Here is a 26,424-nt window from a genome sequence, read left to right as displayed (position 1 = left end):
CGACTAAATCACACGGGCTTTTTCGGCCGTAGAAATAGCAGTGACACGCTCGCTATCACCACCGCGCACGACGACGGCAGCACCTCCACGAACCCAAGCCGACAGCACATTACGTGCCCATTTATCTGCGGTGACCTGTGAAGAATCAGGCACCAGCCAGCCGTCGGAAACAACGCGGGAACCGGTCGTGAGCTGCATCTCGTCCGCATAATCGCCAGCAGATGAAAGCAGTTCTGCAGCCGACTTCTCCCCAATAACGGGGGTTTGGTCGGAGTCCGGGCCTGCGCCTAGATATGCGTCTGGGTGGAAACGAACTTCCGGACCAAAGTCAATGACTCCCGGTGGAATATCATCACCGCATTCCACGACACCGCGGCCAAAGGGATCGTCGGTAAGCACTGCGATATAGGCGTCTGGGAACTTCTCTTCCCACGTGCTGACGTTGCTGACAGTGGTGAATACAACCAGCGGCTCCTCATCGCTAACGGTGACGCCAGCACGCTCGCAGCCCAGGATGATGCAGGCGGACTGCCAGATCAACGGCAAGTCAATCCATACTTGGTCTCCGGCGACGAGGTCGAACTCATCGTGCAGCATGTTGGCGATCTTGCTGGCCCAGTTGTCCAGGGTTTGAGCCGATAAATCGGTACGACCGCCGGTAGTTTCGTCATAACAGGTCAAACGAGGCACGGATGGGTCGGTCTCGAGAAGTGTCTTCAGAATCTCCACGCCTCCAAGGGTAACGAGAATCGGTCGAAGCCGTCGGGAGGAGTCCCCTAACTCAACAGCAGGGTGAACAACAGGATCGTCGGCAAGCAGGCGATTGTCGTAATCACGCCGCAGTCGCGCGCCTGCTCAAGGTTCCGGCCGAAGCGGGAGGCGAAGGTGTAGACGTTCTGGGCTGTCGGCAGGCCGGCGATAATCACAGCTGCCAGCAGCGCATGCCCGTTGAGACCAAAAACGAAATGGCCGAACAGCAGAGCCAGCGCGGGGTGGAGGAAAAGCTTCAGCATAGACGCCACCACGACAGCGCGACGAGGGGAGCGGCCGGCTTCCATAAACGGCATGCCATGCAGGCTAATACCGAAGGCCAGAAGTGCCATTGGCACCGCGGCCTGCCCCAATAGCCCCACTGGATGCGCTACGAACTGAGGTACTTCGATAGCAAACGCATTAACCGCAAGCCCCACCATCGCCGCCAGAAAGATTGGGTTCTTCAGCGGCGTCATGATGACATTGCGCGGTCGGAAATGACCGCGGTTAGTGAGGATTTCCAGCACGGTCATGGAAGCGGGCGCATAGAAGGCAATCTGAAAGATAAGGGCCGGGACGACGGCGGTAGCGTCGTGAAGCACTGCGACTGCGATGGGCACGCCGAGATTAGCGACGTTGTTGTAACTCGTCGACATCGCGCCGACCACAGCATCGGCGCCGCGCTGTTTGAACATGGGCGCCACAAAAATCCGGTAGAACGCCGCCGTGCCAAGCGCCGACAGTGCCGCGACACCAAACGCCGAACCGAAGATGCTCGCCGAATCCGCCGTTGCGAGAGTGTGCGCGAGCATGCACGGCATCGCGATCCAGAACACGACCATGTTCAGGGTAAAAGATGCCCGCTTATCGACGATCTCACTGCGCCCAAACAACCAGCCAACAATGATCAGTACTGCGACGGAACCAAAGCCGGTGAATATTTCGGTGAGAGCGGGCATAAGTGCATATTTTAGACAATAAAAAACGGACCCAATCCAATCCCCTCGGTGGGGAAGGACTGAGTCCGTTTTACGCTGTTATCGCATGTATCGTCATGCGGCCAGCGCGTAAATAAGGCCTTTCGGCGGGTGTTCGAATGATCGGCTCCCGCCGACCAGCCATCTTTAGCGGCTGGTGAACGGCAGGAGTGCCATCTCGCGGGCGTTCTTCACAGCGGTAGCGACCTGGCGCTGCTGCTGCGGAGTCAGACCGGTGACGCGGCGGGAACGAATCTTGCCACGGTCAGAGATGAACTGGCGGAGCAGGTTAATGTCCTTGTAATCAACCTTCTCAACGCCTGCGGCCTTGAGCGGGTTCTTCTTCGGGCGGCGGGACTGCTCCATCCGCGCCTTCTTGTTAGAGTGATTGCGCTTCATTGGTGCTCCTCGACTTACCAGCTGGACTTACGGACGCCCGGGAGTTCGCCACGGTGGGCCATCTCACGAACGCGGACACGGGACAGACCGAACTTGCGGAGGTAGCCGCGCGGGCGACCATCTGCAGCGTCACGGTTGCGGACGCGAATCGGGGACGCGTCACGCGGCTGACGGTTCAGCTCGTACTGTGCGTCCATGCGCTCTTCGTCAGTGGAGTGCGGGGACTTGATGATGCGCTTCAGTTCAGCGCGACGTTCTGCATAACGAGCGACGATTTCCTTGCGCTGCTCGTTCTTGGCAATCTTGGACTTCTTAGCCATGAATTAGCGCTCCTCGCGGAATTCGACGTGCTTGCGGACAACCGGATCGTACTTCTTAATGGTGATACGGTCCGGGGTATTGCGCTTGTTCTTACGGGTCACGTAGGTGTAACCGGTGCCCGCAGTGGACTTCAGCTTGATGATTGGACGAATGTCATTACGTGCCATTTTTTAGATCTTCTCCCCACGTGCACGAATCTGAGCAACAACAGCCTCGATACCGTACTTGTCGATGGTCTTCAGACCCTTCGGGGACACATTCAGAGTGATGTGACGCCCCTCAGAGGCGAGGTAGAACTTCTTACGCTGCACGTTGGGGTTCCAACGGCGCGAAGTGCGCCGGTGGGAGTGGGACACGGTCTTGCCGAAAGACGGCTTGCGTCCCGTAACCTGGCAAATCGCCGACATAGGGATTCCTTTGCTTCCTTGCCGCCCAATGCCGACATCACTGGTGCGCCACGCCGGACTATTGAATAACCGAGGAATCCACCTGGCCTTTTCCGGGGCGCTGCCCACTGACACTCGACGCTGAGCGCGTAAACGAATAACTAGACAACAGCGAGAGAACAGTTTACACACGAGTTGCGGGATAACCTAATCGCTGTTCCACTGTGGTTTTCTCGGCGCGACTCTCGCGGGTCGTCATAGAGTTCGTGCTTGTCGACGGGCGTTAGTGCAGGGCCCTTTTTTAATTTTCGGGCTCGAGCCTGTAATATTCCATCGAGTGTCACATGCCGGTTTATAGAAATATTGACCCGGTACGTGTCATTGTAAGTCGTGTTCGTACCCAACTCAGGCACGATTCTCTCACTCTTAGCTGGGGGAAAGCGACCTGAAGTTCAATCCTGAGGGAAACGAGAATTAATGAAGAAGGACATCCATCCTGATTACCACCCGGTGGTTTTCAAGGACGCAGGCACGGGTCACTCTTTCCTTACCCGTTCCACCGCCACCTCCGACCGCACTGTCGAGTGGGAAGACGGTAACGAGTACCCGCTGATCGTCGTTGACGTCACCAGCGAGTCGCACCCGTTCTGGACCGGTGCTCAGCGTGTCATGGACACCGCTGGTCGCGTCGAGAAGTTCCAGCGCCGTTACGGTAACCGCATTCGCCGCGCGAAGAAGAACTAAGAATAGGAGGGGAATAAGAAAATGGCAGTACCAAAGCGTCGCATGTCGCGTGCTAACACCCGCGCTCGCCGTTCCCAGTGGAAGAGCAACAACGTCGCTCTCCAGGAAGTCAAGGTAAACGGCCGCGTCTACAACGTTCCTCGTCGCATCGCCAAGGCTGTTCAGCTCGGCCTGGTTGACGTCGAGAAGTTCTAACGCGCATCTTTTAGGATGCTGACAACGTTCCTCGCTGAACCGCGAAGCGCTTCGCGCGCCCAGAGTGCGTTCAGTGCGTAAGGAACAGTTGATAAAGAGCTTTTTAAACCTCACCCCATCGCTTGTACTTGGCGATGGGGTGAGGTTTTTCAGTTGTATGGCCGAGTTTTATGGGAGCACTCTCACGAAGAATCTGTGTCACATTTACACTCGCCTTATATTTTCAAGGCACAATGGGCAGTATGAAGATTTTGGTAGTTGATGACGATCAAGCGGTACGCGAAGCGTTGCGGCGATCGTTGACTTTTAATGGCTACACGGTCGAGCTCGCCGAGGATGGCGCAGAGGCCTTGGAAAAGATTGCCAAGGATCGTCCGGATTTGGCCATTTTGGATGTCATGATGCCGAAGCTCGACGGCCTGGATGTTTGCCGTCGGCTGCGCAGCGAAGGCGATGATCTGCCGGTCATGATGTTGACTGCACGTGATTCGGTCTCCGAGCGCGTAGCTGGTCTTGATGCCGGCGCAGATGACTACCTGCCCAAGCCGTTCGCATTGGAAGAGCTGCTCGCTCGTGTCCGTTCGCTACTTCGTCGTTCTGCTTTGGAAGTGCCTGCGATGGAGGATGCCGCAACTCTGCAGTTTGAGGATCTCTCCCTGGACCCGGAAACTCGTGAAGTCTTCCGCGGTGAACGTCGCATTAGTCTCACTCGTACAGAATTTGCGCTGCTGGAATTGCTGATGAGCAACCCGCGGCGTGTGCTCTCCCGTACCGCCATTTTGGAGGATGTCTGGGGCTATGACTTCCCGACGTCCGGCAATGCGCTGGAGGTCTACATTGGCTACCTGCGTCGCAAGACGGAGGCAGAGGGAGAGCCGCGTCTGATTCACACCGTTCGTGGTGTCGGTTATGTGATGCGGGAGACCGCACCGTGATGTTGCGCCGTCGTCGTTCGACCGGCGGTGGCGTGCAATCAAATCAGCGTTCTGCCACGGAGGCCAATCCGGGGCAAGGTACCGTCGGTAAGCAAGAGAAGTCCGCGAATACTGAGACGATGGCAGGGGAATCGCTTCCCGGCCTGCCGCGGAGCTCGCGTATCCCTTCGCTGCGTTGGCGGCTGACTATTCTGACAGCGCTCATTGTGGCGATGTCGGTGGGGCTGATGACGCTGGCTGCATTTTTTACTGTGCAGGCAGCGCTATACCGCGAGGTGGACAGTAACCTCCGTAGCCAGGCGGAAAAGCTGCTGATGTCACCGTACGCTTCGGAGTTTGCCATTGGCCCCTCCTTTGAAGCGGACTCGAACAGGATTCTGAACCCCGATTTGGACGCGGTGTACTTTGCCCACGGCAGTGTGGCGGGCAAAGGCGGTGGCTCTATCTCTATTGGTGGCCCCGAACTTGCGGTGTTGCGGGGGAATCGACAGGAATCGATTCGCACCGATGAGTACAACGGCCGTCGCGTATACGCAGTCCGCTCCGAAGACGGTGCGACGCTAATCCTGTCACAGGATCTGAGCTCGACGCAGTCGGTCTTGAAAGCGCTCAGTGCAGTGCTGCTGAGTATCTCTGCTATCGGAATCCTCTTCGCAATCGGATCAGGTATTACGGTGGCAACAACGGGTCTGCGCCCGGTCACTCGGCTGCGCATTGCTGCGGAGCGAGTGACGGAAACCGACGAGCTGCGCCCAATCCCTGTGGAGGGCGATGATGAGCTTGCGCGCTTTACGCGCAGCTTCAATGAGATGTTGGCTGCACTTCAAGCGTCGCGCATTAAGCAAGCGGAGCTGGTTGCAGATGCTGGTCATGAGTTGAAGACTCCGCTGACGTCGTTACGCACAAATATTGAACTGCTGATGATGGCCTCCCGTTCGGGAGCGGCAATCTCGGATGAAGATCGCGCGGATCTGGAAGCTGACGTCATCGCACAGTTGGAAGAGTTGTCGACGTTGGTCGGTGACTTGGTTGATTTGGCACGCGAAGATGGCCCGCAACAGGTTATTGAGCATGTCGATGTCGACGAAATCATTTCCACGTCGCTGGCGCGTGTTGAGCGTCGTCGTCCGGATATTACCTTCGATGTGCAGACAGCTCCGTGGTATGTCTACGGGGATTCGGCGGGTCTTGGTCGCGCAGTTTTGAACTTAATGGACAATGCTGCAAAGTGGTCGCCGGAAAATGGCACCGTGCGGGTTCGTCTAACGCCGCTCAGCGAGGTTGTCGCTGAATTCACGGTGGCGGACTCGGGGCCAGGTATCCCGAAGGAAGATCGAGACAAGGTCTTCGAGCGTTTCTACCGTTCCATTCAGTCGCGGTCGATGCCTGGATCCGGCCTGGGCTTGGCCATTGTGAAGTCGGTCATCGTCCGCCACGGGGGCACGATTACTGCCGATGAGTCCGATGATGGCGGTGCCTTGATGCGAGTGACTCTGCCGGGCAGTCCGCACAGCGGAAAAGGCGAAGACTCCGATTCAGCTCAAGAGCCTAGCTAGAAACGCATAACCCCACGTCAAAGCTGATGTAATCCCCGCTGCACGCGGCCTTTTAAGGAAGTGCGTGGCGAGGATTCGGTGTTTCATTCGGGGAATTATCGGCGAGACCGCAGACTGCTCTCAGCCAATTGTTAGACAGACAGTGCAAGGTATTACGTATGAGCAACTCTTTCAACGATTCCTCGCGAGGAGATGAGCGGGGACACTACTCCTCGCAATCTCACAACTTCAGCGAGAACCGTGCCATTGGGGATGCTGGTGAGACAAACCAGTTTTCTGTCAATGAGCGCGGCTGGGAGAATTCCCACTACAACACCATCCCGTCTCAGCCGAACGGCGCTTACGGAGGCGGTTCAGAGTGGGACGTTGCGGCCAATCAGCAGAAGACCAAGGGTGCCCAGGGGGCTAAGGGCATGGGGGCGCTGGCAGTCGCTGCCCTGATGCTGTGCTCGGCCGGTATCGGTGGTGGTGTCGGCGCATGGGTAGTTCACAACTCGCAGTCGTCGGCCCCCGCGGACAACGCGCTGGATAAGCCTGCGGAAACCCGTCAGGTAGCAGCAGCTGAGGGGTCCGTGGAGAAGGTCGCGCAGAAGGTCCTTCCCAGTGTCGTCTCCATCACCACTGCCTCGGAGCGGGGCATGGCGTCGGGGTCAGGCTCCATTCTGTCGTCCGACGGTCTGGTGCTGACGAATAATCACGTCGTCGCAGGCGCGGGTCCGGACGCACATATGGAAGTCCTGCTTTCCGACGGCACCACGCACCCGGCAACTCTGGTTGCAGGGGATGCGGCTACGGATATTGCCGTTATTCGAATTGAAGGTGTTAACGGGCTGCGCCCAATCTCGCTGGGCAACTCCTCGCAGGTTCAGGTTGGCCAGGAAGTGGTAGCCGTTGGTTCGCCACTGGGACTGACCTCCACTGTTACGCAGGGCATTGTCTCCGCTAAGAACCGTCCGGTGACCGCCGCTGGTGAAGACGGTCAGTCCTCGGTCATTGATGCAATCCAGACCGATGCGGCGATTAATCCGGGTAACTCCGGCGGAGCGCTAGTGGACATGGAAGGCAACCTCATCGGTGTGCCCAGCGTGATTGCCTCTAACAGTGAGGCGTCGGAGCAGGCGGGCAGCATTGGCCTTGGTTTCGCAATTCCGGTTAATCAGGCTCGTCGCATAGCGGAAGACCTGATCGATTCCGGCAAGGCGCGGATGCCTGTCATTGGCGCCCAGATCGATTCGCGTCCGATTGCACGTGGTGCACTGGTGCGAGAGGTAACGCCAGGTGGCCCAGCTGATAAAGCGGGGCTGAAAGATGGTGACCTGATTACCAAGGTTGATGACCGCACACTTGACAACGGCGTTGCACTAATTGCGGCTATTCGGTCGCATCGGATCGGGGATTCTGTCACACTTACAGTTACAGATGAGCGAGGCGGCAACGAGCGAACGGTCGATGTCACCTTGGCAGAAGCCCAGGATTGATAGGCAGCGTGGTGGAGTGAGTACCTCACCATCTGTAGAAGAGTTTTCGAGTGAAACTTCGAGTGAAAAGCTGTGGGAGAAAGCGAGATAGAGCAGATGAGTGAAACCGTGAGTACTGAGCCAAGTGACGTCAACCTCGCTGAGATGGAGCGTCTTATCAACGACGACGGCCAGGTCCGAAATGCGTTCGTTGTCCTCGTGGGCGACCATTTCGAGAACCCGGATGGTGCGGCTTCGCTCATGGTTGAGCTGTTGGAAGAAGACGGCTACTCGGTCGATGCCGTGGTCAGCACGGGTGCAGTGAAGCGTGAGATCCGGAAGGCTCTAGATACCGCTGTTGTCGGTGGCGCAGATTTGGTCGTCACGGTGGGTGGTGTTGGAGTTGGTCCTCGTGCGAAGACTCCGGATGCCACTCGCAAGGTTCTCGATGTGCGGCTGCAGGGCATCGAGCAGGCTATTCGTAACTCCGGTATGGGAGCTGGCGCCTTGGATGCGGGGCTGTCCCGCGGTTTGGCCGGTGTGTCCGGTCAGACAGTGATTATCAATCTCGCGGAGTCTCGCGCTGCAGTGCGCGATGGCATGGCGACAATTCTCCCGCTGGTCTCTCACGTGCTTGATGACCTCTGCCGCTGGAGCGTCTAGGAATGGGCGACGCTAAGCAGCCCAATCAGCCTGAGCAAGCCGCGCCGCGCAGTGGCAGCCGTAGGCAGCGTCGTCGCGCAGGTGCACCGGCGAAAAACTTTGCCCAGTCGCGCAGTGCGAAAACTGCGCGCACAGTGCACTATCACGATGAATCCCCGGAGGATGCTCGTGATTTTGATGCGGACTACTGGACAAAACAGCGCCCACCCCATTGGGGATGAGCGCTGTGTAAAAAGCGTTAGTTAGCTTCTTATCGGAAGCTCGCAACTAGCAGCTAGAGGCTAGTTCAGCTCCGTCTTCGGCTTGCCGTTCTGCTCTGCCAGCAGGTCACGAATCTCAGTCAGCAGGTCAGCCTCGGTGACCTCCGGTTCAGCGGAGGTCTCCAGACGAGCCTCACGCATCGCGTTGAACTTGTTCATCGGAGCAACGATGACGAAGTAGACAACCGCTGCGACCAGCAGGAAGTTGATGACTGCGGTGATGACAGCTGCGAAGTCAAGGTAGGTCGACGGGTTGCCGCTGATGATTTCGAAGCCAAGGCCAGTGACCTCTGCGCCACCGATGGTGTTCAGCAGCGGCTCGAGCAGGCTGTCGGTGAAAGCAGTGACGATTGCGGTGAACGCAGCACCGATGACAACACCGACCGCCAGGTCGATGACGTTGCCGCGCATGATGAACTCTTTAAAGCCCTTAAGCATAGGAAATTTCCTTCTGTAGAAACGGAACAAACCAAACGAGACCTGTGAGTCATCGTGTTGCTCATGGCAGGCCCATACGATTTTGAGAAACGGGGCAGTGCGATATCAGGCAGTGCCACTCTTCTTCGCTCTAATCGTAGTTTTGAATTGCCTGGCCATTGTATCCCTGCACTAAGTTGTGGGACAAGTCAACTTTCTGCGAAAAACACTGTTCAGAGCCGTAAATTCTTTGGATCAGTGAGATTTTGGTCACTAACCCGCGAGTAACAGTGTGAGCGGAGATGCTAGCGATGTCGCAGCCACCACCTCCGCGGCGCCGGTGGGCAGAGCGACCAAGACCACCTCATCGTCGACGATGTTGACCACCCTTGCCCCGTGTGCAAGCGGCGCCGCCACCCCGCGCTCATCCGCTGTCGACACAATATCCACGCTGTCACCAGTGCGAAGAGCGGACACAATGCCCGCATCAGTCAACGTGATGGCAATAATTTTGCTTTCCGACGTCCCCGTCAGCGACTTGGCAAGTGACGGGCCGACCATTCGCTGCTCTGTAATTATCTCTCTCGGTGACATGCCGGTGGCCAGGGTGCGTCCCCGCACAGAGGCGATGTCCGTTACGGCTCCACCGGGAACGAGCTCCCGGGGAATGTCCTTGAAAGCCACATCTTGTTCTGCCACCGATGCGCCAGCGGCAATGGATTTGGCGCTAACCACTACCCGAATATGGCCGCTGCGGGGTGTCAATGACTCCACCGCCGCCAGGCCGACTGCGCATAGGAAAACAGTGAGGGCAACCATCCGCCGAATAGTTGTGGGGCGGAGCTTTCGGAATGGACGCGGAAACCGGGACGAATATTTTGGGCTCATATTAAGTTAGGCGCGAAAATCCCGGAATCGGTTCCATTAAATCTGTGAAATCCCCGCTGGCGTGATCACATAATCGGCAGGAATGTCGTGCTCATCGTAGGCAAGCTCCGTGCGCAATTCGGTGTCGAAAACCGCAACAGCGATGACCGCAGTTCTCGCTCCATCCGTATCGTCGTCGCGTCGAGCGAAAACCAAGCTGCGATCGTAGTAACCAGCGCCACGCCCTAACCGCATCCCGGTTGCGAGGTCGGCCGCAACTGCCGGCAGAATAATGGCGTCGGCAACACCCAGCTCAGCTGGGCCAGCAGAGTCTTCCACCGAAACAGGTTCTAAGAGTCCAAATCGGCCCTTGTGGAAGCTGCCGTTGTAGTAACCCCAGTGCAGCGGTTGTGGTGGACCGGGCGGGCAGACGGGAAGCAGAATTCGTGCTCCGGGAACCGCGTTGGCCAGAGCCTCCACAAAGCCCTGGCCGGGCTCACCACCAGTCGAACTAGAAACGCTTGCGCCGGGTTCGTCGCCAGCGGGGACATAAGCGGCAATGACGGGTTTTGCGAGGTCGCCGACGGTATTGGATAACCATTCTTGCAACCGCTGTGCCAGTGCTTCGTCGTCAAGCATGCGCTCACGCTGCCCCTTGGCGGCGCGTGCGGCGAGTACCTCGTACCGTGTGCGGGTTTTGAAATCAGACGTGGTTTCGGGAAGCGGAGCCATACCTGCAAACCTACTCTGTCAGGTAGGGGAGAGACCTCTGTCGTCCGCGCAGGAGAAAATTTCTGATTAATGCGTTGAAAAAGCGGGGTCAGCCTCCGAGCAAATGGAAGTTATATAGGTATCGTTGCCATTATGGTCTCATCGTCTAAAGAGTCTGGTTCGGACATGACTACTCCGGTTCGAACTGTCATCGTTCCTGCCGCGGGCATGGGTACGCGATTCTTGCCTGCCACCAAGACAGTGCCGAAAGAATTGCTGCCCGTAGTTGATACGCCGGGCATCGAGATGATTGCTGAAGAGGCCGCCGCCACTGGTGCGCAACGCCTGGCTATTGTCACAGCGCCGAGTAAGGATGGCGTGCTTGGGCACTTCGACCCGCGCCCGGACCTTGAGCAGACTCTCGCCGAGCGTGGCAAGGACAAGATTGCAGCGAAGGTACGCCGCGCCACCGAGGTCATTCGCGTGGAATCCGTTGTTCAAGATCGACCGCTGGGCCTGGGGCATGCGGTGTTGGTCGCAGAGCCGCTGCTCGAAGACGATGAGGACAGCGTTGCTGTCATGCTTCCCGACGATCTCGTGCTCCCAGTGGGCGTAATGGACCGCATGACGGAAGTGCGCAAGCGCTTTGGTGGTTCGGTGCTGTGTGCGCTGGAAATTCCTCACGAAGAGGTCTACAACTACGGTGTCTTCGATATCGAGGACGCTACCCCGGCGGAGTCTGGTGAGCTCGGTGCAGACGCAGCCGACGCTGATGCCTGGGACGATGTGAAGCGAGTCAAGGGCATGGTGGAAAAGCCGGACCCTGCGGATGCTCCATCCAACTTCGTTGCAGTCGGACGTTACTTGCTCGATCGTGCCATCTTTGATGCGCTGCGTCGTATCCCGCGCGGCAAGGGCGGCGAGTACCAGCTCACCGATGCAATTGAGCTGCTGATTCAAGAGGGGCATCCGGTTCATGTGGTCGTTCACAAGGGGTTCCGCCATGACCTGGGAAATCCTGGTGGCTTCATTCGCGCTTGCGTAGACTTTGGACTCAGGCATCCGGACTACGGCGAGGGGCTGCGCGACTACATGCAGCAGCGTCTGGCGCAGGATGAACAGGCTTAAAGCCTTTTTTATAGAGGCTTGTACTGAGAAGCTGAATAGCCATAAAGCGCACCGCGGGTTGGTGCCGAGGAAGGTAAAACATGCGTTCTGTGGAAGAACAGTTGGCGGCAATCACCGCACACGCTGTGATGCCTGATCCTGTGCGCGTTGCTATTTCGGAATCCCTCGGCATGCTGTGCGCTGAGGATGTCATCGCTGAGCAGCCGTTACCGGGATTCGTGCAGTCAGCGATCGATGGTTATGCGGTGCGCGCTGTCGATATCGTCGGTGAATCTGGGTCTTTACCTCCGGATGCGCGTCAGAGTGATGTTGATTTTCGCGAGGTTGAGCTACCTGTTGTCGGTGAGGTGACAGCTGGATCTCACCATCCGATGCGGCTACAGCCGAAGCAGGCCGTGCGCGTACAAACTGGTGCGCCGCTGCCATCGCTTGCCGACGCCGTCGTGCCCCTAAACTGGACCGACCGCGGTGGCCGTCGAGTTAATGTTCTCCATCCGGTCTACTCCGGTGACTTTGTGCGCAAGGTCGGTGACGACGTGCAGCCGGGTGACGTGGCGGTGTCCTTGGACTCGGTGATTTCGCCGTCACAGGTTGGATTGCTGGCAGCGGTGGGGCGTTCGAAGGTTTTGGTGCACCCCAAGCCACGTATGTCCGTGATTTCCATTGGTAATGAGTTGGTCGATGTTGACCGCACACCGGGGCTCGGTCAGGTCTACGACGTCAACTCCTACGCGCTGGCTGCAGCCGGCCGCGATGCTGGGGCTGAGGTACACCGAGTGGGTATTGCCACCGGTGAGCCCCGCCGCATCCGGGAAATCATCGAAGGCCAGCTCATTCGCAGTGAGCTCTTGGTCATCACGGGGGCTGTCGGCGGTGCCGCGGGTGAGCAGATTCGCCGTGTGCTGGCTGAATTGGGCGAGGTTGATGTTTCCCGCATCGCTATGCATCCTGGTTCAGTCCAGGGCTTTGGTCTGCTGGGAGATGACAAGATTCCAACGTTCCTCCTGCCGTCGAATCCGGTCGGCGCATTGGTCGTTTTTGAGGTCATGGTTCGTCCCCTCATCCGACTGGCGTTGGGGAAGCGCAATCCCCGCCGCCGCGCTGTCACCGCTCGTGCTGTCGGCCCGATCGAGTCGGCGGAGAAGCGCCGTGGCTACATCCGTGGCCAGCTCATGCGCGACCGCGAGACCGGCGAATACATGGTGCAGCCGCTGGGAGGTTCCGGCGGTGCGCAAGCCCACCTTTTGGCCGGTATGTCGGAAGCCAACAGCCTCATCGTGATTCCGGAAGACGTGCTGCACGTGCGTCCGGGAGATGTAGTTGACGTGCTGTTCATGGCGCGCCAGGCCTAACCTCACTCCACTACCGCGAGTATTGTTGCTGTGCGTACTTCTCGTCTAGTAACCAGTGGCGGCCGAGTCCGCCTGCGTGTGCCAGAGCGCTCTGATGCCTCTGCATGGCGGGCACTGCGGCTGCGCGACGAGCCCATTTTGCGCCCCGTGGAGCCAACCCTCGAGGACGACTGGGATAACGCCCACAGGGCTTCTGTTTTCCGCCGTAACCTGCGCAGTTGGCGTCGTTCAGAGGCTGCGGGAGACATGATTGTCTCCACCATTGAGGTAGACGGCCAGTTCGCCGGCATGCTCACACTCGGCGGTATTACGCCTTTCCCCGTCGCTCACGCATGGATTGGCTACTGGGTCGGCAGCGGCTTTACATGTGGAGGGGTCGCCACTGCGGCAGTGGCGTTGGCGTCGGATTATGCCAAGAGAGTTGGCGTCCACCGAATTGAAGCGACTGTGTTGGACAGCAATGTCCCGTCGATACGCGTGCTGGAAAACTGTGGGTTCGAGTACGAAGGCGTGGCGCGGGAAGCCTTCCATATGGATGGCGCGTGGCGCGATCATCTGACCTATGCGCGGGTGGGGGAGGACAGTGCAGTGGACCTCATCGTGGCGAGTGGTCGCGCGCAATATGAAGAGGCGGAGAAATACCCACCGCAACGGCGCGCCTGAGTAGTCTGAGTAACACACGCCGATAGGGTGATGACAACTCTACTATTGGGCGAATTCGCTCTAGATACGCTGACTGCCTTCGCAAATGCCTCTGTGGAAGGGCATGTGGGTGGCGTATTTGGGCCGGGGAGAGACGGCGAAACCCCGGGCGAAATCGCAAGGAGACACAAAATATGTCAACTTCACTGTTGCTGATACTCATCGTTGTACTGTGGCTGTTTGTGCTTGCCCCGCTGGTGGTCAATACGCGCAAGCCGATTCGTCGTACCTCCGATGCGCTAGGTAAGACCCGCGTGCTGCATCGTGGTGGCGAGGAGTTGGCCACGACGCGCCGCCGTCCGTCTTTTAAGGAGTCGGACGTGCGCGTGGCCGAAGAAGTCGACGATTCTCTCGAAACCGTTGACGCGCAGGTCGACGATGACTTCGATGTCAGCGACGTGCTTATCGACGACACCGTGGACGAGGCGGCCGACCCGGCCGTCGTTGACGGCGATATCGTCTACGAGCTGGAAGCGGCAGATGCAGAGGAGGAGACCCCGCAGGCGGATGATTCCGCTACCGAGGAAGCCACTGCTGAGTCTTCTGACCGCTCTGACATGGACGTGTCCGATGATGAGTCTGCAGACCAGTCGCTGCAGGCTGTCGTTAATGACGAGGATGCTGAATCTGACTCCGCCGTTGCCTCCGCCGAAGGTGACGTGGTTCGTGCAGATGAGTCCTCTTCCGATGTGAGCGTTGACGTTCGCCGTCAGTTTGTCGACGCCGATGACTTGATGTTCGAAGATGCCGTTGAATCTGACGCTGATTCCGGTGCCGCGGCTGACGCTGAGCACGCGGACGCTGAGGCTCTCTCTGAGACTGAAGAGGCAGCAGACACCGTAGACGAGCAGGCGGAACCCGACGAGACCGTCGAGGACGACAGCGACCACAGTGTCGAGTCCAACGATGACGCAGTTGCTGTCGATGACATCTTGACCGAAGATGATTACGCGTTCGCTGAGAAGCGCCGTGGTCGTGGTGGGTTCGATCCGATTTCGGATGCTCAGTACGCTGAGACTCGCTTTGCCCGCCGCCGCCGTTCGGTTGCTGGGCTGGCAGCGTTCATCGCGGTCACGGTCATCATCGCTGCTTTCGCCGGTGGTTGGACCTGGTGGATTCCACTGGTCGGTGTCGGCTTGATGACCCTGTATCTGGTCAACCTGCGCCGCACCGTGCGTGCAGAGCAGGAACTGCGAGCTCGCCGAATTCGCCGGATGAAGATGGCCCGCCTCGGCGTGCGTAACCGCGAGGATGATGAGCTGGGAATTCCACAGCGACTGCGCCGTCCGGGCGCGGTAGTGGTCGAGCTTGATGATGAGGACCCGGATTTCGCAGATCTGGCCTACACTGACCACCGCTTTGATGACGACGATTATGACGAAATGCCACAGGCTCGTGTGAGCTAGTCCTGTGAACTGAGCCGTAGAACAACCTTAAAGTTGTCTGAGCACGTCAGCGCGATTTTTTGTTAGAAACTCGGCCTGTTACGATGTCACTACCTAAGACATGACACACCGGGTGTGTTTGGCGGAAGGCTTCTCCCGAGGGGTTGGGAGAAGCCTTTTTGCATGTTTAAGTCGCTGGCCTCTCGCAGCCGCAGTGCTACCGTGTTTTGACCGTGCCGTCGGGTAGCATGTCCCTCATGGATCGACCGGTAATGCGCGATATCGCGCTCGTGATTCTCCGCCTGATACTCGGAATTATCTTCATCTGCCATGGCTGGGACAAGATTTTTATCACCGGTATCGACAAGACGACCGGTTACTTTGTCGCCGCGAATATCCCGCAGGCGCACTTGACGGTCTGGGTTGTCGCTCTAGTCGAACTGGTCGGTGGCGCGTTGCTGATTCTGGGACTCTTGGCACCGACGGTGGCGATGGTCTTCATCATTGAGATGATTGGTGCCTGGTGGTCGATGCACTTGGGCAATGGCCTGTTTATCCGCGACAACGGTGCGGAGCTTGTGATGTCGCTCATCGGTGGTCTGGTGATGATTTTCGTTTTCGGGGCTGGCCGTTTCAGTTTGGACAGGCAGTTCATCAGGTAAGACCTCATTAGGTACAACCCCCTTAAGAGTTAAAGGCGGTGGAGATTCCCCGTGGAGTGCGAGGAAATTCGCGCAGCATTGTCAGCTCGCCTCGATGGCGAGCAGGCAAGCATTGCCGATGAAGTCATCGATGCCCATCTTGGGGCCTGCGAGGAGTGCCGAGCTTGGTACGAGCGAGCGGTGCGGCTGAACCGCGCCCTTACGGTTGGGCCTGCCGATGGTATGCCGGAGATTTCCACGGATGATCTCTCGGAGCGCATTTTGGTCTCCATCGAACCGGAGCGCCGGCGGCGTGAGCGCGCATGGCTGCTCATGGCCGGCACCGCCCGCGGGGTGCTCATTGCGCTGGGCCTTTGCTGGGCGGTCTGGGGGATTGCGACACTGGTCGACGCCTCCGGCATGATGACGCTCGGACTTTCCTTGGCGCAGCCGCAGGACGGTGCAGGAATCGCAACAAGCACGGGAGCGCCTATCGACGGTTCCACTGCCACCGTTGACCCAATGGAGCTCGGAGCACGCCTTGCCATCCAACTCGCGGCAATTCGGCTTGCATTGGCAGTGGGATTGTTCTGGGCTGCTTGGCGGCCACGCGCTGCCATGGGCATGGCGCCGGTCTACGGTGCCGTCGCCACGTTCAGCATCGGTTTTGGTATTCGTGACATTCTCATCGGTGCTCAGGGAGCATCAGAGATCGCTGGCCTGGCCTTGATGTTTGTCTCCGCTTTGACACTGGCCGTTGTGTGGCTGGGCGGTTATACGCCGACGGCAATCGCACAGGCATGGCGAGCCGCCTCCGGGTTGCCGGTCACAGGCGTGCCGCCACAGCGGCACTAGCTCCAGGACGGCAACCAGAACCGCCAATCGAAGTGGTTGAGAGGCAGCGGGTAGCCGGTCAAAATCGGCAGCCAGAACACAAACGCGGCCACCACTAGTGCGGCGTGTGCGCCAACGATTACTAACCCCACCGGCTTATCGCGAGGCCACCAGTGTGAGAGATCGTCGGCAAGCAGAGCAAAGGCGATGAGTACAAATGGAATCAGCGCGGTGGCGTAGAAGAAGTACATCTGACGGTCGTAGCCGATGACCCACGGCAGCCACGAGGCGAGGAAACCGATGACCGGCAGCGCGTAGCGGCCGTCCCGGCGGCCGAGCCAGCGCCATGTGGCCCACAGGACCACGGGTACCAGCAACCACCAGATGGGCGGGGTGCCAAAGAGCATCATCCAGCCCTTGCACTCCTGGCCGCCACTGCAGGTGGTTTCGGTGGAGTAGTAGAGCATTGGGCGCCAGCTGACCAGCCACTCCCAGGGCTTGGACTCCCAAGGGTGTTTGTGGCCATTAGAGGTGGTCAGCTCGGCGTGGAACTTCAGCACGCTGTTCTGGTAGTGCAGGTAGTTCTGCACGGCCTCGGGAAGCCAGCCGGTGCCGGGGAGTCCCGTATCGCGCTCTTCGGGCGAGACATGGCGATAGACCGACGTTTCTTCGGCGAACCAAGAACGCCAACTTAAGAAGTAAACGCCCAGCGGGACCACCACCAGATCACGCAACGCCGGGGCGGTATCGCGGGCGAGTGCGCCGAGCACGGGCTTGTCCGCACCGGCATTCTTGCGTGACACCAGATCCGTGAAGACAGACCACAGGCCGAATGCGGCCATGTAGTACAGACCGGACCACTTCACCCCGGTGGCAAGCCCCAGCATGATGCCGGCGAGCAGTCGCCACCAGCGATAACTGAGATAGGGGCCGAAACTACCTAGCTCCGTGGCGGATTCCAGGCGCTTGCGGGCATCGGCCTGGTCAATGAGAAGTGCCCACGCGGCCGCGATGATGAAGAAGGTCTGAATCATGTCCAGCATGCCGACCCGAGAGGAGACAAACAGCACTCCGTCGGCAAGCGCGTAGAGACCAGCAATACCCACCGCCAACCGCGAGCCGCGAGAGATGCGTCGGACGATGTCCATGAGCAGCAGGATAACCAGCGTGCCACACACCGCCGACATAAATCGCCAGCCCATTGGTGAATAACCGAAGATCCACTCGCCCAAGGCGATGACCTGCTTGGCCACTGGCGGATGCACAATCAGACCGTAGCCGGGATTGTCCTCAATGCCAGACGAGATGGGGTCGCGCGTGGACTCCAGAATCTGCCATGCCTGCGGCACATAGTGCTTCTCATCGAAGAGCGGGGTGCCATTGTCGGTCTTGGCAGCAAGCCCGATGAAACGCGTTAGCGCTGCGACGATTCCGAGAACCACAAAAGTGGCGGTATCCCATTTGTCCCACCGCCGCAGTGGCGGCAGCGGGGGAACCGGGGGAATCGGGCGCAGGAAACGCTTTTTCGCGCGGCGCTCGGTTTCCGGTGGTGGGGTTAAAGCGGCATCGGTCACGAATGTCAGTTTAAGCTATGGAATCATGACGCATTCGGCATCGAACTTCCAACCGCACGAGAACGAGCCCCTCAGCGAGGCTACGACGCTGGCTCCCGGCATCACTCTGGTGGCAACGCCGCTGGGCAATATCGCCGATGCCTCCGACCGCTTGCGCGGTGCGCTTATCGACGCCGATATCATCGCCGCGGAAGACACCCGGCGGGCGCGCAACCTAGCCACAGCGCTGGGCATTTCCCCCAAGGGGAAGTTTGTTTCGAACTTCGATCACAACGAAGAGAGCCGCACTGAGTCGCTGATTCAGGCGGCGAAGGCGGGACAGAAAGTCATTGTGGTGACCGATGCGGGGATGCCGGTGGTGTCAGACCCTGGCCTGGCTGTGGTGGCGGCTGCTCACGACGCGGGTGTGCCGGTGTCCTGCGTACCGGGACCGAGCGCGGTGACTACCGCATTGGCTCTCAGCGGCTTGGGTGTCGGCCACTTCTGCTTCGATGGCTTTGCACCTCGTAAACAGGGGGCGCGCCGGGCCTGGTTGGAATCACTGAAGACAGAGAAGCGAGCCTGTTGTTTCTTTGAGTCGCCGCATCGATTGGCTGCCACGTTGGCGGATGCCGCGGAGATTTTAGGTGAGGAGCGGCGCGCGTCGGTAAGCCGTGAGTTGACCAAGCGCTTTGAAGAGACTCGCCGCGAGACGCTGGGAGAGCTGGCTGCGTGGGCGGAAGAAGGTGTCCGCGGAGAAATTACGGTGGTGATTGAGGGCGCGGGGCAGCAGGCGACGGAGGTATCCACGGAGGACCTAGTTGACCGCGTGGAGGAGCTCGTGGCTGATGGCATGCGGTTGAAGGACGCCGCGAAGCAGGCTGCGGCGGAGGCTGGAATGACAAAGCACCGTGATCTCTATCAGGCGGTTTTGGCTGCTCGCGAGGAAAATCGTTAGGCGATTGTTACTTTGTGCCAGGAAATGCCCAGCGCACGACAGTGAACAGGGTAAACGCCATTATTGGCAGTTTTTGCAAGCTGGGAAAAAATGAAGAAAACCTGAGAAAACCCGCATTCTAAGTTGAAATCCCAGGTCAATGGTGGACATGGTGGAGGAATGACGAATCCACCAGAACATGAAATACAACAAGAAGTAGGGGAGTCGGTCGTTGGCGAAGTCAGGGCCGACGATTCTCACGCTCCCGTGAACCTCGGGGTTACCGTCCCCGCCATTGCCGCAATTCTGGCAATTATCGTCTGGGGACTGGTGTGGCCGGACAGTTTCTCCACGTTTGCATCTAGTTCTCTGAACTGGGTCGTGGAGAACACCGGCTGGCTGTTTATCTTGGCTAGCACCGTCTTTGTCTTCTTTATTGTGTCCATCGCGATTTCCAAGTTCGGTCACATCCGCCTGGGCAAGGACGCCGAGAAACCAGAGTTTTCCACACCTAGCTGGATTGCCATGATGTTCGCCGCCGGTATGGGCATCGGTCTGATGTTCTACGGCGTTGCTGAGCCACTGACCTTCTACCGCGAAGGTGTGCCGGGTCACCAGCCAAAGGAAGTCGGTACCGCCATGGCATCGACGATGTTCCACTGGACTCTGCACCCGTGGTCGCTCTACGCCATCGTCGGCCTTGCCATTGCTTACTCGACCTACCGTCTTGGTCGTAAGCAGCTGATTTCCGCGGCGTTCATCCCGCTCATTGGCGCACGTCGCGCTGAGGGATGGTTGGGCAAGCTTATCGACGCACTTGCGATTTTTGCCACCGTCTTCGGTACGGCAGCCTCTCTCGGTGTTGGTGTGCTGCAGATTTCCGCTGGTTTGGAGATCAACGGTTTCACTGCCATCAAGGGCACAAGTTTGTGGATTGGTCTTATCCTCATTCTGGGTTGTGCCTTTTTGGCTTCTGCGCTGTCGGGTGTAGGCAAGGGCATTCAGTACATTTCGAACTTCAACATGGTTGCCGCTGGCCTGCTGGCTCTGCTGGTGTTGGTCCTCGGCCCTACCGTGGTGATTCTGAACCTGATTCCGACTTCTATTGGTAGCTACCTGAATTCCTTCTTTGAGATGGCCGCCCGCTCCAGCGCTTCCGCTGACGGTACCGCCGGCGAATGGCTCTCGTCCTGGACAATTTTCTACTGGGCCTGGTGGATTTCCTGGTCGCCGTTTGTCGGTATGTTCATCGCGCGCATTTCTCGCGGCCGTACTATCCGTGAGTTCGTCTTCACCGTCGTCGCAGTTCCGTCGATTGTCTCTGCGGTATGGTTCTCCATCTTTGGTGGCACCGCCATTACTCGTGAGCAGCAGGGTGCTTCCATCTATGGCGACGGCTCGGCTGAGAGCCAGCTGTTCAACCTGCTGGAATCCCTGCCGGGTGGCGCGATTACTTCCGCTATTGCAATGATTCTGCTGGCTACCTTCTTCATTACCTCGGCGGATTCTGCCTCCACGGTGATGGGCACCATGAGCCAGTTCGGTCGACTCACAGCATCGCGCACGGTCACTGCTATGTGGGGTATTTTCACCGCTCTGATTGCGATTGTCCTATTGGTCACCGGCGGCAGCGATGCCCTGTCCAACCTGCAGAACATCACCATTTTGGCGGCAAGCCCGTTCGTCATTGTTATCTTGGCGCTGATGGTGGCGCTGGTTAAGGGGCTTTCCGACGATCCGATGTACCTCGATGACAAGGAACAGCGTCAGTTTGCCCTGCGCATGGCTCGCGAGCGCCGCTTGGCGGAAGCAGCCGAACAGCGCGAACGCCGCCGTGCTCGTAAATTGCGCAACTAGCTTTCCAACAGCAGCGGTGCGGCCTTGGCCTCAATCTCGGCCCATTCGCCCTCGGGTGTAGACCCGATGGTGATGCCACCGCCGATGCCAGCTTCGACCCGAACTCTCCCCGAGTTCGGGTCTTTTGCGTACTCAGCGGTACGAATGGCGACATTGAGCTCAAGCGCATCCCCGTGGGCCGCACCAATCGCGCCGCAGTGAGCACCACGGGGCTCGGGTTCCCACTCGCGCAGAAGCTCAATTGCTCGCAGCTTCGGTGTACCGGTGACTGAGGCCGGTGGGAAGCAGGCATCGATCAACTCAGCGTGGCTGAGCTGATCGGGAAGTTCCGCGGAAACTGTGGAAAACAGGTGCCACACGCCCGGTGCCGGACGCACACTAAGTAGATCCGTGACCTTCACAGTGCCAGTTTTGGCCACCTGGCCGAGGTCGTGGCGCACCAGGTCGACAATCATGATGTTCTCGGCGACATCCTTATCGCTGCGCAACAGCTCATGCGGGGGCCGGTCAGCGGGAATCGTGCCTTTGATAGGAGTTTCAGTCACGCTTGTGCCCGCGCGGATGAGGAACTCCTCAGGACTCAGCGAGGTCAGAATTGGAATTCCAGCATCGAGGTTGCCGGGCAAGAATGCCGCTCGAGCCGGCTGATACCGCGCCACGCGGGAGGAAAACCACGCGCCGGCGTGGGCTAGTGCAGCGTTGTCCACCTCGACGTTCGTGCCCGATTCCGCATTCAGCTCCGCGTGAAAGCGTGTGGAAATGCAGGTTTGATACACCTCGCCTGCGGCAATTGCCTCCTTGCAGTTCGCCACCGCACGCTGGTGGTGTTCTCGGTCGCCCTGATCCCACTCCAGTGGTGTGGCCGCGGGGAGCGCGTCGTCACGCGTGTGTTCGTGCGAGTAAGTGATGGCCTCCTGAAGGGCTTGGAAATCCGGATTTGAGGGGTCACCGGTGCCGGGGCCGTCGAAATGCCACGTGCCGTCGTCGGCAAGCAATGCGACGCAGCCAGCGGTCCCATGCGCGCTGGTGCCGGAGTAGGGGCGGAACCCAAATATCCACGCATCGGAGCCGGGGCTGGTGAAAAGCGCTGTCGAATCGCAGGCGGTGAGCTCGACGTTGGCGGCGAGAACTGCGCGATAACCGAACCAGGAGCCGACGAGTGCGGCGGGGCGATGACCGGCGGCGATAAGACGAGCTAGCGCAGTGGTCGCGCGCGAAGTGAAGTCAGCGGCCGAGTCGGAGGAGGTGGACCGAGTGGACATAGGACATAAGCGTAGTGACTGCGCGAGCGCGCGATGACGCTAGGGGACAGTTCTTGGAAGACTTCATGAGGGCACAGTTCATCGTGATGGTAGGTCATCTATTACCCTGTTAGATATGTCTCGCATTTTCACAGCAGTTGCGTGGCCGTACGCTAACGGTCCGCGACATATCGGCCATGTTGCAGGTTTCGGAGTCCCCTCGGACGTTTTCGCTCGCTACCAGCGAATGATTGGCAATGACGTGCTGATGGTCTCCGGTACTGATGAGCATGGCACGCCGCTGCTTGTGCAAGCGGAGAAGGAAGGCGTTTCTGTCCAGGAATTGGCCGACCGTTACAACCGCCAGATTGTGCAGGACCTCGCGGGTCTGGGGCTTTCCTACGACCTGTTTACGCGCACTACCACGCGCAACCACTACGCGATTGTCCAGGAGCTCTTCCGCGGGCTCTACGAAAACGGCTACATGGTCAAGCAGACCACGATGGGTGCGATTTCCCCGTCGACAGGTCGGACGCTGCCGGATCGTTACATCGAAGGTACCTGCCCAATCTGTGGTGCGTCCGGTGCCCGCGGTGATCAGTGTGACAACTGCGGTAACCAGCTTGACCCGGCCGATTTGATTGATCCGGTGTCGAAAATCAACGGCGAGACCCCGAAGTTCGTTGAAACTGAGCACTTCCTGCTAGACCTGCCAGCGCTGGCAGAGGCCTTGACCGAGTGGCTTCAAGGGCGCAAGGACTGGCGCCCAAATGTGCTGAAATTCTCCCTGAACATCCTGAAGGACATCCGTCCGCGTGCAATGAGCCGTGACATTGACTGGGGTGTGCCGATTCCGCTGGAGGGCTGGTCGGAAAACGGAACCAAGAAACTATACGTTTGGTTCGACGCCGTCGTCGGTTACCTATCCGCTTCCATCGAGTGGGCCTGGCGCATCGGTGACCCGGAAGCGTGGCGCAAGTGGTGGAATGACCCGGAGGCGCTGTCCTACTACTTCATGGGCAAGGACAACATCACCTTCCACTCCCAGATTTGGCCGGCTGAGCTGCTGGGCTACCGTGGCGAAGGCTCCCGCGGAGGTAAAGTCGGGGAGCTCGGTGAGTTGAACCTGCCGACGGAGGTCGTCTCCTCGGAGTACCTGACCATGTCGGGCTCGAAGTTCTCCTCTTCCAAGGGCGTTGTCATCTATGTGAAGGACTTCCTGGCGGAGTTCGGTCCGGATCCGCTGCGCTACTTCATCGCCATGGCTGGTCCGGAAAACCAGGACACCGACTTCACCTGGGATGAGTTTGTCCGCCGCGTGAATAACGAGCTGGCCAACTCCTGGGGCAACCTGGTCAACCGCACCGTGTCCATGGCTTTCAAGAACTTCGGTGAGGTGCCAACTCCGGGCGAGCTCACCGACGCTGACCGTGAACTGCTCGACCTGGCTGAGAGCTCTTTCGCCGAGGTCGGCGACGCACTCGCACTGTCCCGTTTCCGCGCCGGTATTACTGCCGCAATGCACCTGGTCGGGGAGGCGAACGCCTACATTGCTGCGCAGGAGCCGTGGAAGCTGGCGAAGGACGAGTCCCAGCGTGAGCGTCTCGCCACTGTGTTGTGGACAGCGCTGCAGGTAGTCAGCGACGCCAATGTCCTGCTGACCCCGTACCTGCCGGAAAGCGCGCAGAAGGTCTTCGAGACCCTGGGCGGCGAGGGCATCTGGGCCGCAATGCCGGAAGTGCAGGAAGTCCAGGACGACATGCCGGTCGAGCCGGTCGGCGCTGACCTGCCGGCAGAGGGCAGGAGCTACCCAATCATCACTGGTGACTACGTCAATCAGAAGGCCGCCTGGCGTCGCTTCGACATTGAGCCGGGTACGGCGCTGGCCAAGCCGAAGCCGATTTTCACCAAGCTCGACTCTGAGTTGGCTGAGCACGGCCCCGAGTGGGCACAGGTGAAGTAGGGGCACAGTAGAGGTATGGGAAAGCGCAAACGCAAGATTGCAGAACCCGCGGAGTATCTCACTCCGCTGTTTGACGCCCACACGCATCTCGCGTCCTGTGGGGCGCAAACTCCGGAAGAGATTGCGGCGCTCATGGACCGGGCCGCCGCAGCGGGCGTCGTCGGAGTCTGCACGGTCGGCGATGGCATGCCGGAAACCGAACTGGCCTTTACCGCCGCACACGCGCACCCCAACGTCTGGGCCGCCGCCGCCATCCATCCGACGCGCGCGCACGAGCTTGACGACGACGCCAAGGCCCGCTTAACCGAAATGGCTGCCGACCCCAGGGTTGTGGCCGTGGGGGAGACGGGATTGGATTGGTACTGGTTGGATTCTCTCGACGGCTGCGCGTCGAAGAGCGAACAGCTGGCTGCGTTGCAGTGGCATATGGAGCTCGCAGCAACCGTCGGCAAGCCGTTGATGATTCATAACCGCGACGCCGATGAAGATCTGATGGCGGCGTTGGACGGCTATGACAATACGGTCATTTTGCACTGCTTCTCCTCGCCCATTGAGGTTGCCCGCGAGGCCATTGCGCGCGGTTACCTGCTGAGCTTTACCGGAAACGTGACCTTCAAACGCAATGATTACCTGCGGCAGGCTGTGGCTGAGGCGCCGGCGGAGCAGCTGCTGGTGGAAACCGATGCCCCCTACATGACCGCGGAGCCGTTCCGAGGTGCGCGCAATGAGTCAACTTTTATCGGGCATCAGGCGCGTGCGATGGCTGCGGCCCGAGAAATCGGGGCGGAGGAGATGGCGCAGATTTTGACGGATAACGCACGTCGGGTGTACGGCATTTAAGCACGTGCCGGCGTATCGCCGCCCTGAGCTGTGGAAATGCAGCCGGGGCGGTTTGTTGTATTTCCCGTCACTTTTATCGATATATTTTAGACAACACTGAATCTTTACCGTACTGTTACAAACTGTATTTCTTTCATCTGAAAGCTGCCCATCCTCCGAAAGGCTGTGACGAACCCCGTGAGTGCTGCGAAGAAGCGTCATCTCAATCGTGCTAACGACGGAGTCTCCACTTCGTCCAAGATCGCTGCTGGCGGTCTGGTCGCTGCTGTTGCTCTGGGTGGCACTGTCGCAGCATCCAACTACGACACCATCACCGTCGAGATTGACGGCAAGGTCGAGCAAATTGCAACCTGGTCCAAGGATGACAAGGCCATTCTAGAGAAGGCTGGTGTCGAAACCACCGGCGGAGACTTGGTTCAGCGTCAGGGCGACCTCACGGACGGCGGCAAGCTGGTCTACCGCTCTGTCAAGCCGGTCACGATGATTGTCGATGGCAAGCCGCAGGAGCACAAGACCAATGCCATCACTACCGATGAGCTGATTGAAGGTCTGAAGAAGCAGGGGCTCATCTCCGATAAGGACAAGGTCGAGGTCGAAAAGGGCGAGATTTCCGCTAAGGGGGTCGAACTCGACGTCGTTCGTGCCAAGAATATTGTGCTTCACGACGATGCCAAGGACATCGACCTGACCGTCCCGGCTTTGACCGTCGGTGATGTACTGGCACAGCGTGGCATTGAGCTGCGTGAAGACGACACCGTTGAGCCGGGTCTGGATGCGCCGGTCACTGAAGGCATGCGCATCGCGCTGTCTCGTCTGATTGATAAGACCATCACCGAGACTGAGGAAATTCCAGCTCACGAGAACATCATTGAAGATGATTCGATGTTCGAAGACGAGCGCATCGTTGAGCAGGAGGGTGAGCCGGGCCAGGTAGAGCGTCAGGTCAAGGTCACCTCTCGCGACGGCGAAGAGCTCGGACGCGAGGTCCTGGAAGAAAAGGAGCTAAAGGCTCCGGGTATCTCCACTATCCGCCAGGGCACTAAGTCTCGCATTGCAGCTCCGGCCGCTGGCTACGGTGTGTGGGATCAGCTGGCTCAGTGTGAGTCCGGCGGCGACTGGGCTATCGATACCGGTAACGGTTTCTCCGGTGGTCTACAGTTCACCGATTCCACCTGGGCAGCTTACGGCGGTACTGAGTATGCACCGCGTGCATCGCAGGCTTCCCGCGAGCAGCAGATCGCTGTCGCCGAGCGCGTCCAGGCTGGTCAGGGTTGGGGTGCATGGCCCGCTTGCACCGCTTCCATGGGGCTTCGTTAAAGCTAGTTCAGACTAGCCAAAACGAGCTAAACC

The 26,424-nt window shown here is 58.9% G+C and carries 29 protein-coding genes; 18 read left to right on the top strand and 11 right to left on the bottom strand.

Annotation, left to right across the window (positions count from 1 at the left end):
* Positions 1-3: 3 nt before the first annotated feature.
* From CRD20_RS02990 to rpmB, 6 genes are all read right to left on the bottom strand, one after another.
* Positions 4-729, bottom strand: coding sequence for a TIGR03089 family protein (locus CRD20_RS02990; RefSeq protein ID WP_187404804.1), 726 nt, complete (start codon positions 727-729; stop codon positions 4-6).
* 47 nt (positions 730-776) lie between these two features.
* A complete protein-coding gene (locus CRD20_RS02985; RefSeq protein ID WP_070767160.1) occupies positions 777-1,712 on the bottom strand; it encodes an AEC family transporter in 936 nt (311 codons plus the stop codon).
* 165 nt (positions 1,713-1,877) lie between these two features.
* Positions 1,878-2,129 carry a 30S ribosomal protein S18 gene (gene rpsR, locus CRD20_RS02980; protein ID WP_005511410.1) on the bottom strand — a complete coding sequence of 84 codons (252 nt, stop codon included), beginning with the start codon at positions 2,127-2,129 and terminating at the stop codon, positions 1,878-1,880.
* Positions 2,130-2,143: 14 nt separating this feature from the next.
* Complete coding sequence (rpsN, locus tag CRD20_RS02975; protein ID WP_005511414.1) at positions 2,144-2,449, bottom strand: 30S ribosomal protein S14; 306 nt, start codon at positions 2,447-2,449, stop codon at positions 2,144-2,146.
* A 3-nt stretch (positions 2,450-2,452) separates the two neighbouring features.
* Complete coding sequence (gene rpmG / locus CRD20_RS02970; protein ID WP_005511413.1) at positions 2,453-2,617, bottom strand: 50S ribosomal protein L33; 165 nt, start codon at positions 2,615-2,617, stop codon at positions 2,453-2,455.
* A 3-nt stretch (positions 2,618-2,620) separates the two neighbouring features.
* Complete coding sequence (gene rpmB / locus CRD20_RS02965; RefSeq protein ID WP_016423274.1) at positions 2,621-2,857, bottom strand: 50S ribosomal protein L28; 237 nt, start codon at positions 2,855-2,857, stop codon at positions 2,621-2,623.
* 456 nt (positions 2,858-3,313) lie between these two features.
* Here rpmB and CRD20_RS02960 point away from each other — a divergent pair, with 456 nt between their 5' ends.
* From CRD20_RS02960 to CRD20_RS02930, 7 genes are all read left to right on the top strand, one after another.
* Positions 3,314-3,580 carry a type B 50S ribosomal protein L31 gene (locus CRD20_RS02960; protein WP_005511390.1) on the top strand — a complete coding sequence of 89 codons (267 nt, stop codon included), beginning with the start codon at positions 3,314-3,316 and terminating at the stop codon, positions 3,578-3,580.
* A gap of 21 nt (positions 3,581-3,601) precedes the next feature.
* Positions 3,602-3,775: a 50S ribosomal protein L32 gene (rpmF, locus tag CRD20_RS02955; protein ID WP_005511439.1), complete on the top strand. Its 174-nt coding sequence runs from the start codon at positions 3,602-3,604 to the stop codon at positions 3,773-3,775.
* A 242-nt stretch (positions 3,776-4,017) separates the two neighbouring features.
* Positions 4,018-4,710, top strand: a complete 693-nt coding sequence (locus CRD20_RS02950) for a response regulator transcription factor (protein ID WP_005511429.1) — start codon at positions 4,018-4,020, stop codon at positions 4,708-4,710.
* Positions 4,710-6,266: a HAMP domain-containing sensor histidine kinase gene (locus CRD20_RS02945; protein ID WP_048733614.1), complete on the top strand. Its 1,557-nt coding sequence runs from the start codon at positions 4,710-4,712 to the stop codon at positions 6,264-6,266. The genes CRD20_RS02950 and CRD20_RS02945 overlap by 1 nt, the downstream gene beginning before the upstream one ends.
* A 158-nt stretch (positions 6,267-6,424) precedes the next feature.
* Positions 6,425-7,744 (top strand): S1C family serine protease, encoded by a 1,320-nt coding sequence (locus CRD20_RS02940; protein WP_070602788.1) that lies wholly within the window; start codon positions 6,425-6,427, stop codon positions 7,742-7,744.
* Positions 7,745-7,816: 72 nt separating this feature from the next.
* On the top strand, positions 7,817-8,386 hold the full coding sequence (locus CRD20_RS02935) for a molybdenum cofactor biosynthesis protein B (protein WP_005511427.1): 570 nt from the start codon (positions 7,817-7,819) through the stop codon (positions 8,384-8,386).
* A gap of 2 nt (positions 8,387-8,388) precedes the next feature.
* Positions 8,389-8,607 (top strand): hypothetical protein, encoded by a 219-nt coding sequence (locus CRD20_RS02930; protein WP_083276386.1) that lies wholly within the window; start codon positions 8,389-8,391, stop codon positions 8,605-8,607.
* A gap of 60 nt (positions 8,608-8,667) precedes the next feature.
* On the opposite strand, the gene mscL is transcribed toward CRD20_RS02930, so the two are convergent.
* The 3 genes from mscL to CRD20_RS02915 form a co-directional block, all read right to left on the bottom strand.
* Entirely contained in the window at positions 8,668-9,084 is a 417-nt protein-coding gene (mscL, locus tag CRD20_RS02925; protein ID WP_016423268.1) for a large-conductance mechanosensitive channel protein MscL, read from the bottom strand.
* 252 nt (positions 9,085-9,336) lie between these two features.
* On the bottom strand, positions 9,337-9,882 hold the full coding sequence (locus CRD20_RS02920; protein ID WP_224433571.1) for an SAF domain-containing protein: 546 nt from the start codon (positions 9,880-9,882) through the stop codon (positions 9,337-9,339).
* A gap of 105 nt (positions 9,883-9,987) precedes the next feature.
* A complete protein-coding gene (locus CRD20_RS02915; RefSeq protein WP_070602790.1) occupies positions 9,988-10,662 on the bottom strand; it encodes a 5-formyltetrahydrofolate cyclo-ligase in 675 nt (224 codons plus the stop codon).
* 132 nt (positions 10,663-10,794) lie between these two features.
* Between CRD20_RS02915 and CRD20_RS02910 the strand changes: the two genes are divergently transcribed.
* From CRD20_RS02910 to CRD20_RS02885, 6 genes are all read left to right on the top strand, one after another.
* A complete protein-coding gene (locus tag CRD20_RS02910; protein WP_187404803.1) occupies positions 10,795-11,769 on the top strand; it encodes a UTP--glucose-1-phosphate uridylyltransferase in 975 nt (324 codons plus the stop codon).
* An 80-nt stretch (positions 11,770-11,849) separates the two neighbouring features.
* Positions 11,850-13,121: a gephyrin-like molybdotransferase Glp gene (gene glp, locus CRD20_RS02905; RefSeq protein ID WP_005511382.1), complete on the top strand. Its 1,272-nt coding sequence runs from the start codon at positions 11,850-11,852 to the stop codon at positions 13,119-13,121.
* A 30-nt stretch (positions 13,122-13,151) separates the two neighbouring features.
* Positions 13,152-13,784, top strand: a complete 633-nt coding sequence (locus CRD20_RS02900; RefSeq protein WP_048733595.1) for a GNAT family N-acetyltransferase — start codon at positions 13,152-13,154, stop codon at positions 13,782-13,784.
* A 173-nt stretch (positions 13,785-13,957) separates the two neighbouring features.
* Complete coding sequence (gene glpR, locus CRD20_RS02895; protein WP_049189706.1) at positions 13,958-15,229, top strand: gephyrin-like molybdotransferase receptor GlpR; 1,272 nt, start codon at positions 13,958-13,960, stop codon at positions 15,227-15,229.
* A gap of 236 nt (positions 15,230-15,465) precedes the next feature.
* On the top strand, positions 15,466-15,870 hold the full coding sequence (locus CRD20_RS02890; protein WP_038629133.1) for a DoxX family protein: 405 nt from the start codon (positions 15,466-15,468) through the stop codon (positions 15,868-15,870).
* A 51-nt stretch (positions 15,871-15,921) separates the two neighbouring features.
* The gene (locus CRD20_RS02885; protein ID WP_187404802.1) at positions 15,922-16,704 is read left to right on the top strand and encodes a zf-HC2 domain-containing protein; all 783 of its coding nucleotides are present in this window, start codon (positions 15,922-15,924) and stop codon (positions 16,702-16,704) included.
* Here the strand turns inward: CRD20_RS02885 and CRD20_RS02880 are convergent.
* Positions 16,701-18,197: a dolichyl-phosphate-mannose--protein mannosyltransferase gene (locus CRD20_RS02880; protein WP_255462043.1), complete on the bottom strand. Its 1,497-nt coding sequence runs from the start codon at positions 18,195-18,197 to the stop codon at positions 16,701-16,703. The two genes, CRD20_RS02885 and CRD20_RS02880, sit on opposite strands and share 4 nt — an antisense overlap.
* Positions 18,198-18,282: 85 nt before the next feature.
* On the opposite strand from CRD20_RS02880, the gene rsmI reads away from it, so the two are divergent.
* Entirely contained in the window at positions 18,283-19,194 is a 912-nt protein-coding gene (gene rsmI, locus CRD20_RS02875) for a 16S rRNA (cytidine(1402)-2'-O)-methyltransferase (RefSeq protein WP_070602796.1), read from the top strand.
* 159 nt (positions 19,195-19,353) lie between these two features.
* Entirely contained in the window at positions 19,354-21,030 is a 1,677-nt protein-coding gene (locus CRD20_RS02870) for a BCCT family transporter (protein WP_187404801.1), read from the top strand.
* Here the strand turns inward: CRD20_RS02870 and CRD20_RS02865 are convergent.
* Positions 21,027-22,292, bottom strand: coding sequence for an aminodeoxychorismate synthase component I (locus tag CRD20_RS02865; RefSeq protein ID WP_070602801.1), 1,266 nt, complete (start codon positions 22,290-22,292; stop codon positions 21,027-21,029). The genes CRD20_RS02870 and CRD20_RS02865 overlap by 4 nt on opposite strands.
* A 115-nt stretch (positions 22,293-22,407) precedes the next feature.
* Here CRD20_RS02865 and metG point away from each other — a divergent pair, with 115 nt between their 5' ends.
* The 3 genes from metG (at position 22,408) to CRD20_RS11125 (ending at position 26,391) form a co-directional block, all read left to right on the top strand.
* On the top strand, positions 22,408-24,234 hold the full coding sequence (gene metG, locus CRD20_RS02860; protein ID WP_187404800.1) for a methionine--tRNA ligase: 1,827 nt from the start codon (positions 22,408-22,410) through the stop codon (positions 24,232-24,234).
* Between the two features lie 15 nt (positions 24,235-24,249).
* Positions 24,250-25,074, top strand: a complete 825-nt coding sequence (locus CRD20_RS02855; RefSeq protein WP_115598903.1) for a TatD family hydrolase — start codon at positions 24,250-24,252, stop codon at positions 25,072-25,074.
* A 165-nt stretch (positions 25,075-25,239) separates the two neighbouring features.
* Positions 25,240-26,391 carry a resuscitation-promoting factor gene (locus tag CRD20_RS11125; RefSeq protein WP_275451915.1) on the top strand — a complete coding sequence of 384 codons (1,152 nt, stop codon included), beginning with the start codon at positions 25,240-25,242 and terminating at the stop codon, positions 26,389-26,391.
* The last annotated feature ends 33 nt before the right edge of the window (positions 26,392-26,424 follow it).

Origin of the sequence: Corynebacterium sp. LK33 (assembly GCF_014334955.1) — a bacterium.
GTDB classification, from domain to species: Bacteria; Actinomycetota; Actinomycetes; order Mycobacteriales; family Mycobacteriaceae; genus Corynebacterium; species Corynebacterium jeikeium_D.
This window is presented reverse-complemented; position numbering and strand designations above follow the sequence as displayed.

Bases quoted from the DNA above. Each gene is read 5' to 3' on its own strand.
- CRD20_RS02910 (WP_187404803.1), top strand. From the start codon at position 10,795: ATGGTCTCATCGTCTAAAGAGTCTGGTTCGGACATGACTACTCCGGTT.
- CRD20_RS02950 (WP_005511429.1), top strand. From the start codon at position 4,018: ATGAAGATTTTGGTAGTTGATGACGATCAAGCGGTACGCGAAGCGTTG.
- metG (WP_187404800.1), top strand. From the start codon at position 22,408: ATGTCTCGCATTTTCACAGCAGTTGCGTGGCCGTACGCTAACGGTCCG.
- rpsR (WP_005511410.1), bottom strand. From the start codon at position 2,129: ATGAAGCGCAATCACTCTAACAAGAAGGCGCGGATGGAGCAGTCCCGC.
- CRD20_RS02945 (WP_048733614.1), top strand. From the start codon at position 4,710: ATGTTGCGCCGTCGTCGTTCGACCGGCGGTGGCGTGCAATCAAATCAG.
- CRD20_RS02930 (WP_083276386.1), top strand. From the start codon at position 8,389: ATGGGCGACGCTAAGCAGCCCAATCAGCCTGAGCAAGCCGCGCCGCGC.
- CRD20_RS02870 (WP_187404801.1), top strand. From the start codon at position 19,354: ATGACGAATCCACCAGAACATGAAATACAACAAGAAGTAGGGGAGTCG.
- CRD20_RS02855 (WP_115598903.1), top strand. From the start codon at position 24,250: ATGGGAAAGCGCAAACGCAAGATTGCAGAACCCGCGGAGTATCTCACT.
- rpmG (WP_005511413.1), bottom strand. From the start codon at position 2,617: ATGGCACGTAATGACATTCGTCCAATCATCAAGCTGAAGTCCACTGCG.
- CRD20_RS02865 (WP_070602801.1), bottom strand. From the start codon at position 22,292: ATGTCCACTCGGTCCACCTCCTCCGACTCGGCCGCTGACTTCACTTCG.
- rpmB (WP_016423274.1), bottom strand. From the start codon at position 2,857: ATGTCGGCGATTTGCCAGGTTACGGGACGCAAGCCGTCTTTCGGCAAG.
- rpsN (WP_005511414.1), bottom strand. From the start codon at position 2,449: ATGGCTAAGAAGTCCAAGATTGCCAAGAACGAGCAGCGCAAGGAAATC.
- CRD20_RS02985 (WP_070767160.1), bottom strand. From the start codon at position 1,712: ATGCCCGCTCTCACCGAAATATTCACCGGCTTTGGTTCCGTCGCAGTA.
- glpR (WP_049189706.1), top strand. From the start codon at position 13,958: ATGTCAACTTCACTGTTGCTGATACTCATCGTTGTACTGTGGCTGTTT.
- CRD20_RS02940 (WP_070602788.1), top strand. From the start codon at position 6,425: ATGAGCAACTCTTTCAACGATTCCTCGCGAGGAGATGAGCGGGGACAC.
- mscL (WP_016423268.1), bottom strand. From the start codon at position 9,084: ATGCTTAAGGGCTTTAAAGAGTTCATCATGCGCGGCAACGTCATCGAC.
- rpmF (WP_005511439.1), top strand. From the start codon at position 3,602: ATGGCAGTACCAAAGCGTCGCATGTCGCGTGCTAACACCCGCGCTCGC.
- CRD20_RS02920 (WP_224433571.1), bottom strand. From the start codon at position 9,882: ATGGTTGCCCTCACTGTTTTCCTATGCGCAGTCGGCCTGGCGGCGGTG.
- CRD20_RS02960 (WP_005511390.1), top strand. From the start codon at position 3,314: ATGAAGAAGGACATCCATCCTGATTACCACCCGGTGGTTTTCAAGGAC.
- rsmI (WP_070602796.1), top strand. From the start codon at position 18,283: ATGACGCATTCGGCATCGAACTTCCAACCGCACGAGAACGAGCCCCTC.
- glp (WP_005511382.1), top strand. From the start codon at position 11,850: ATGCGTTCTGTGGAAGAACAGTTGGCGGCAATCACCGCACACGCTGTG.
- CRD20_RS02915 (WP_070602790.1), bottom strand. From the start codon at position 10,662: ATGGCTCCGCTTCCCGAAACCACGTCTGATTTCAAAACCCGCACACGG.
- CRD20_RS02890 (WP_038629133.1), top strand. From the start codon at position 15,466: ATGGATCGACCGGTAATGCGCGATATCGCGCTCGTGATTCTCCGCCTG.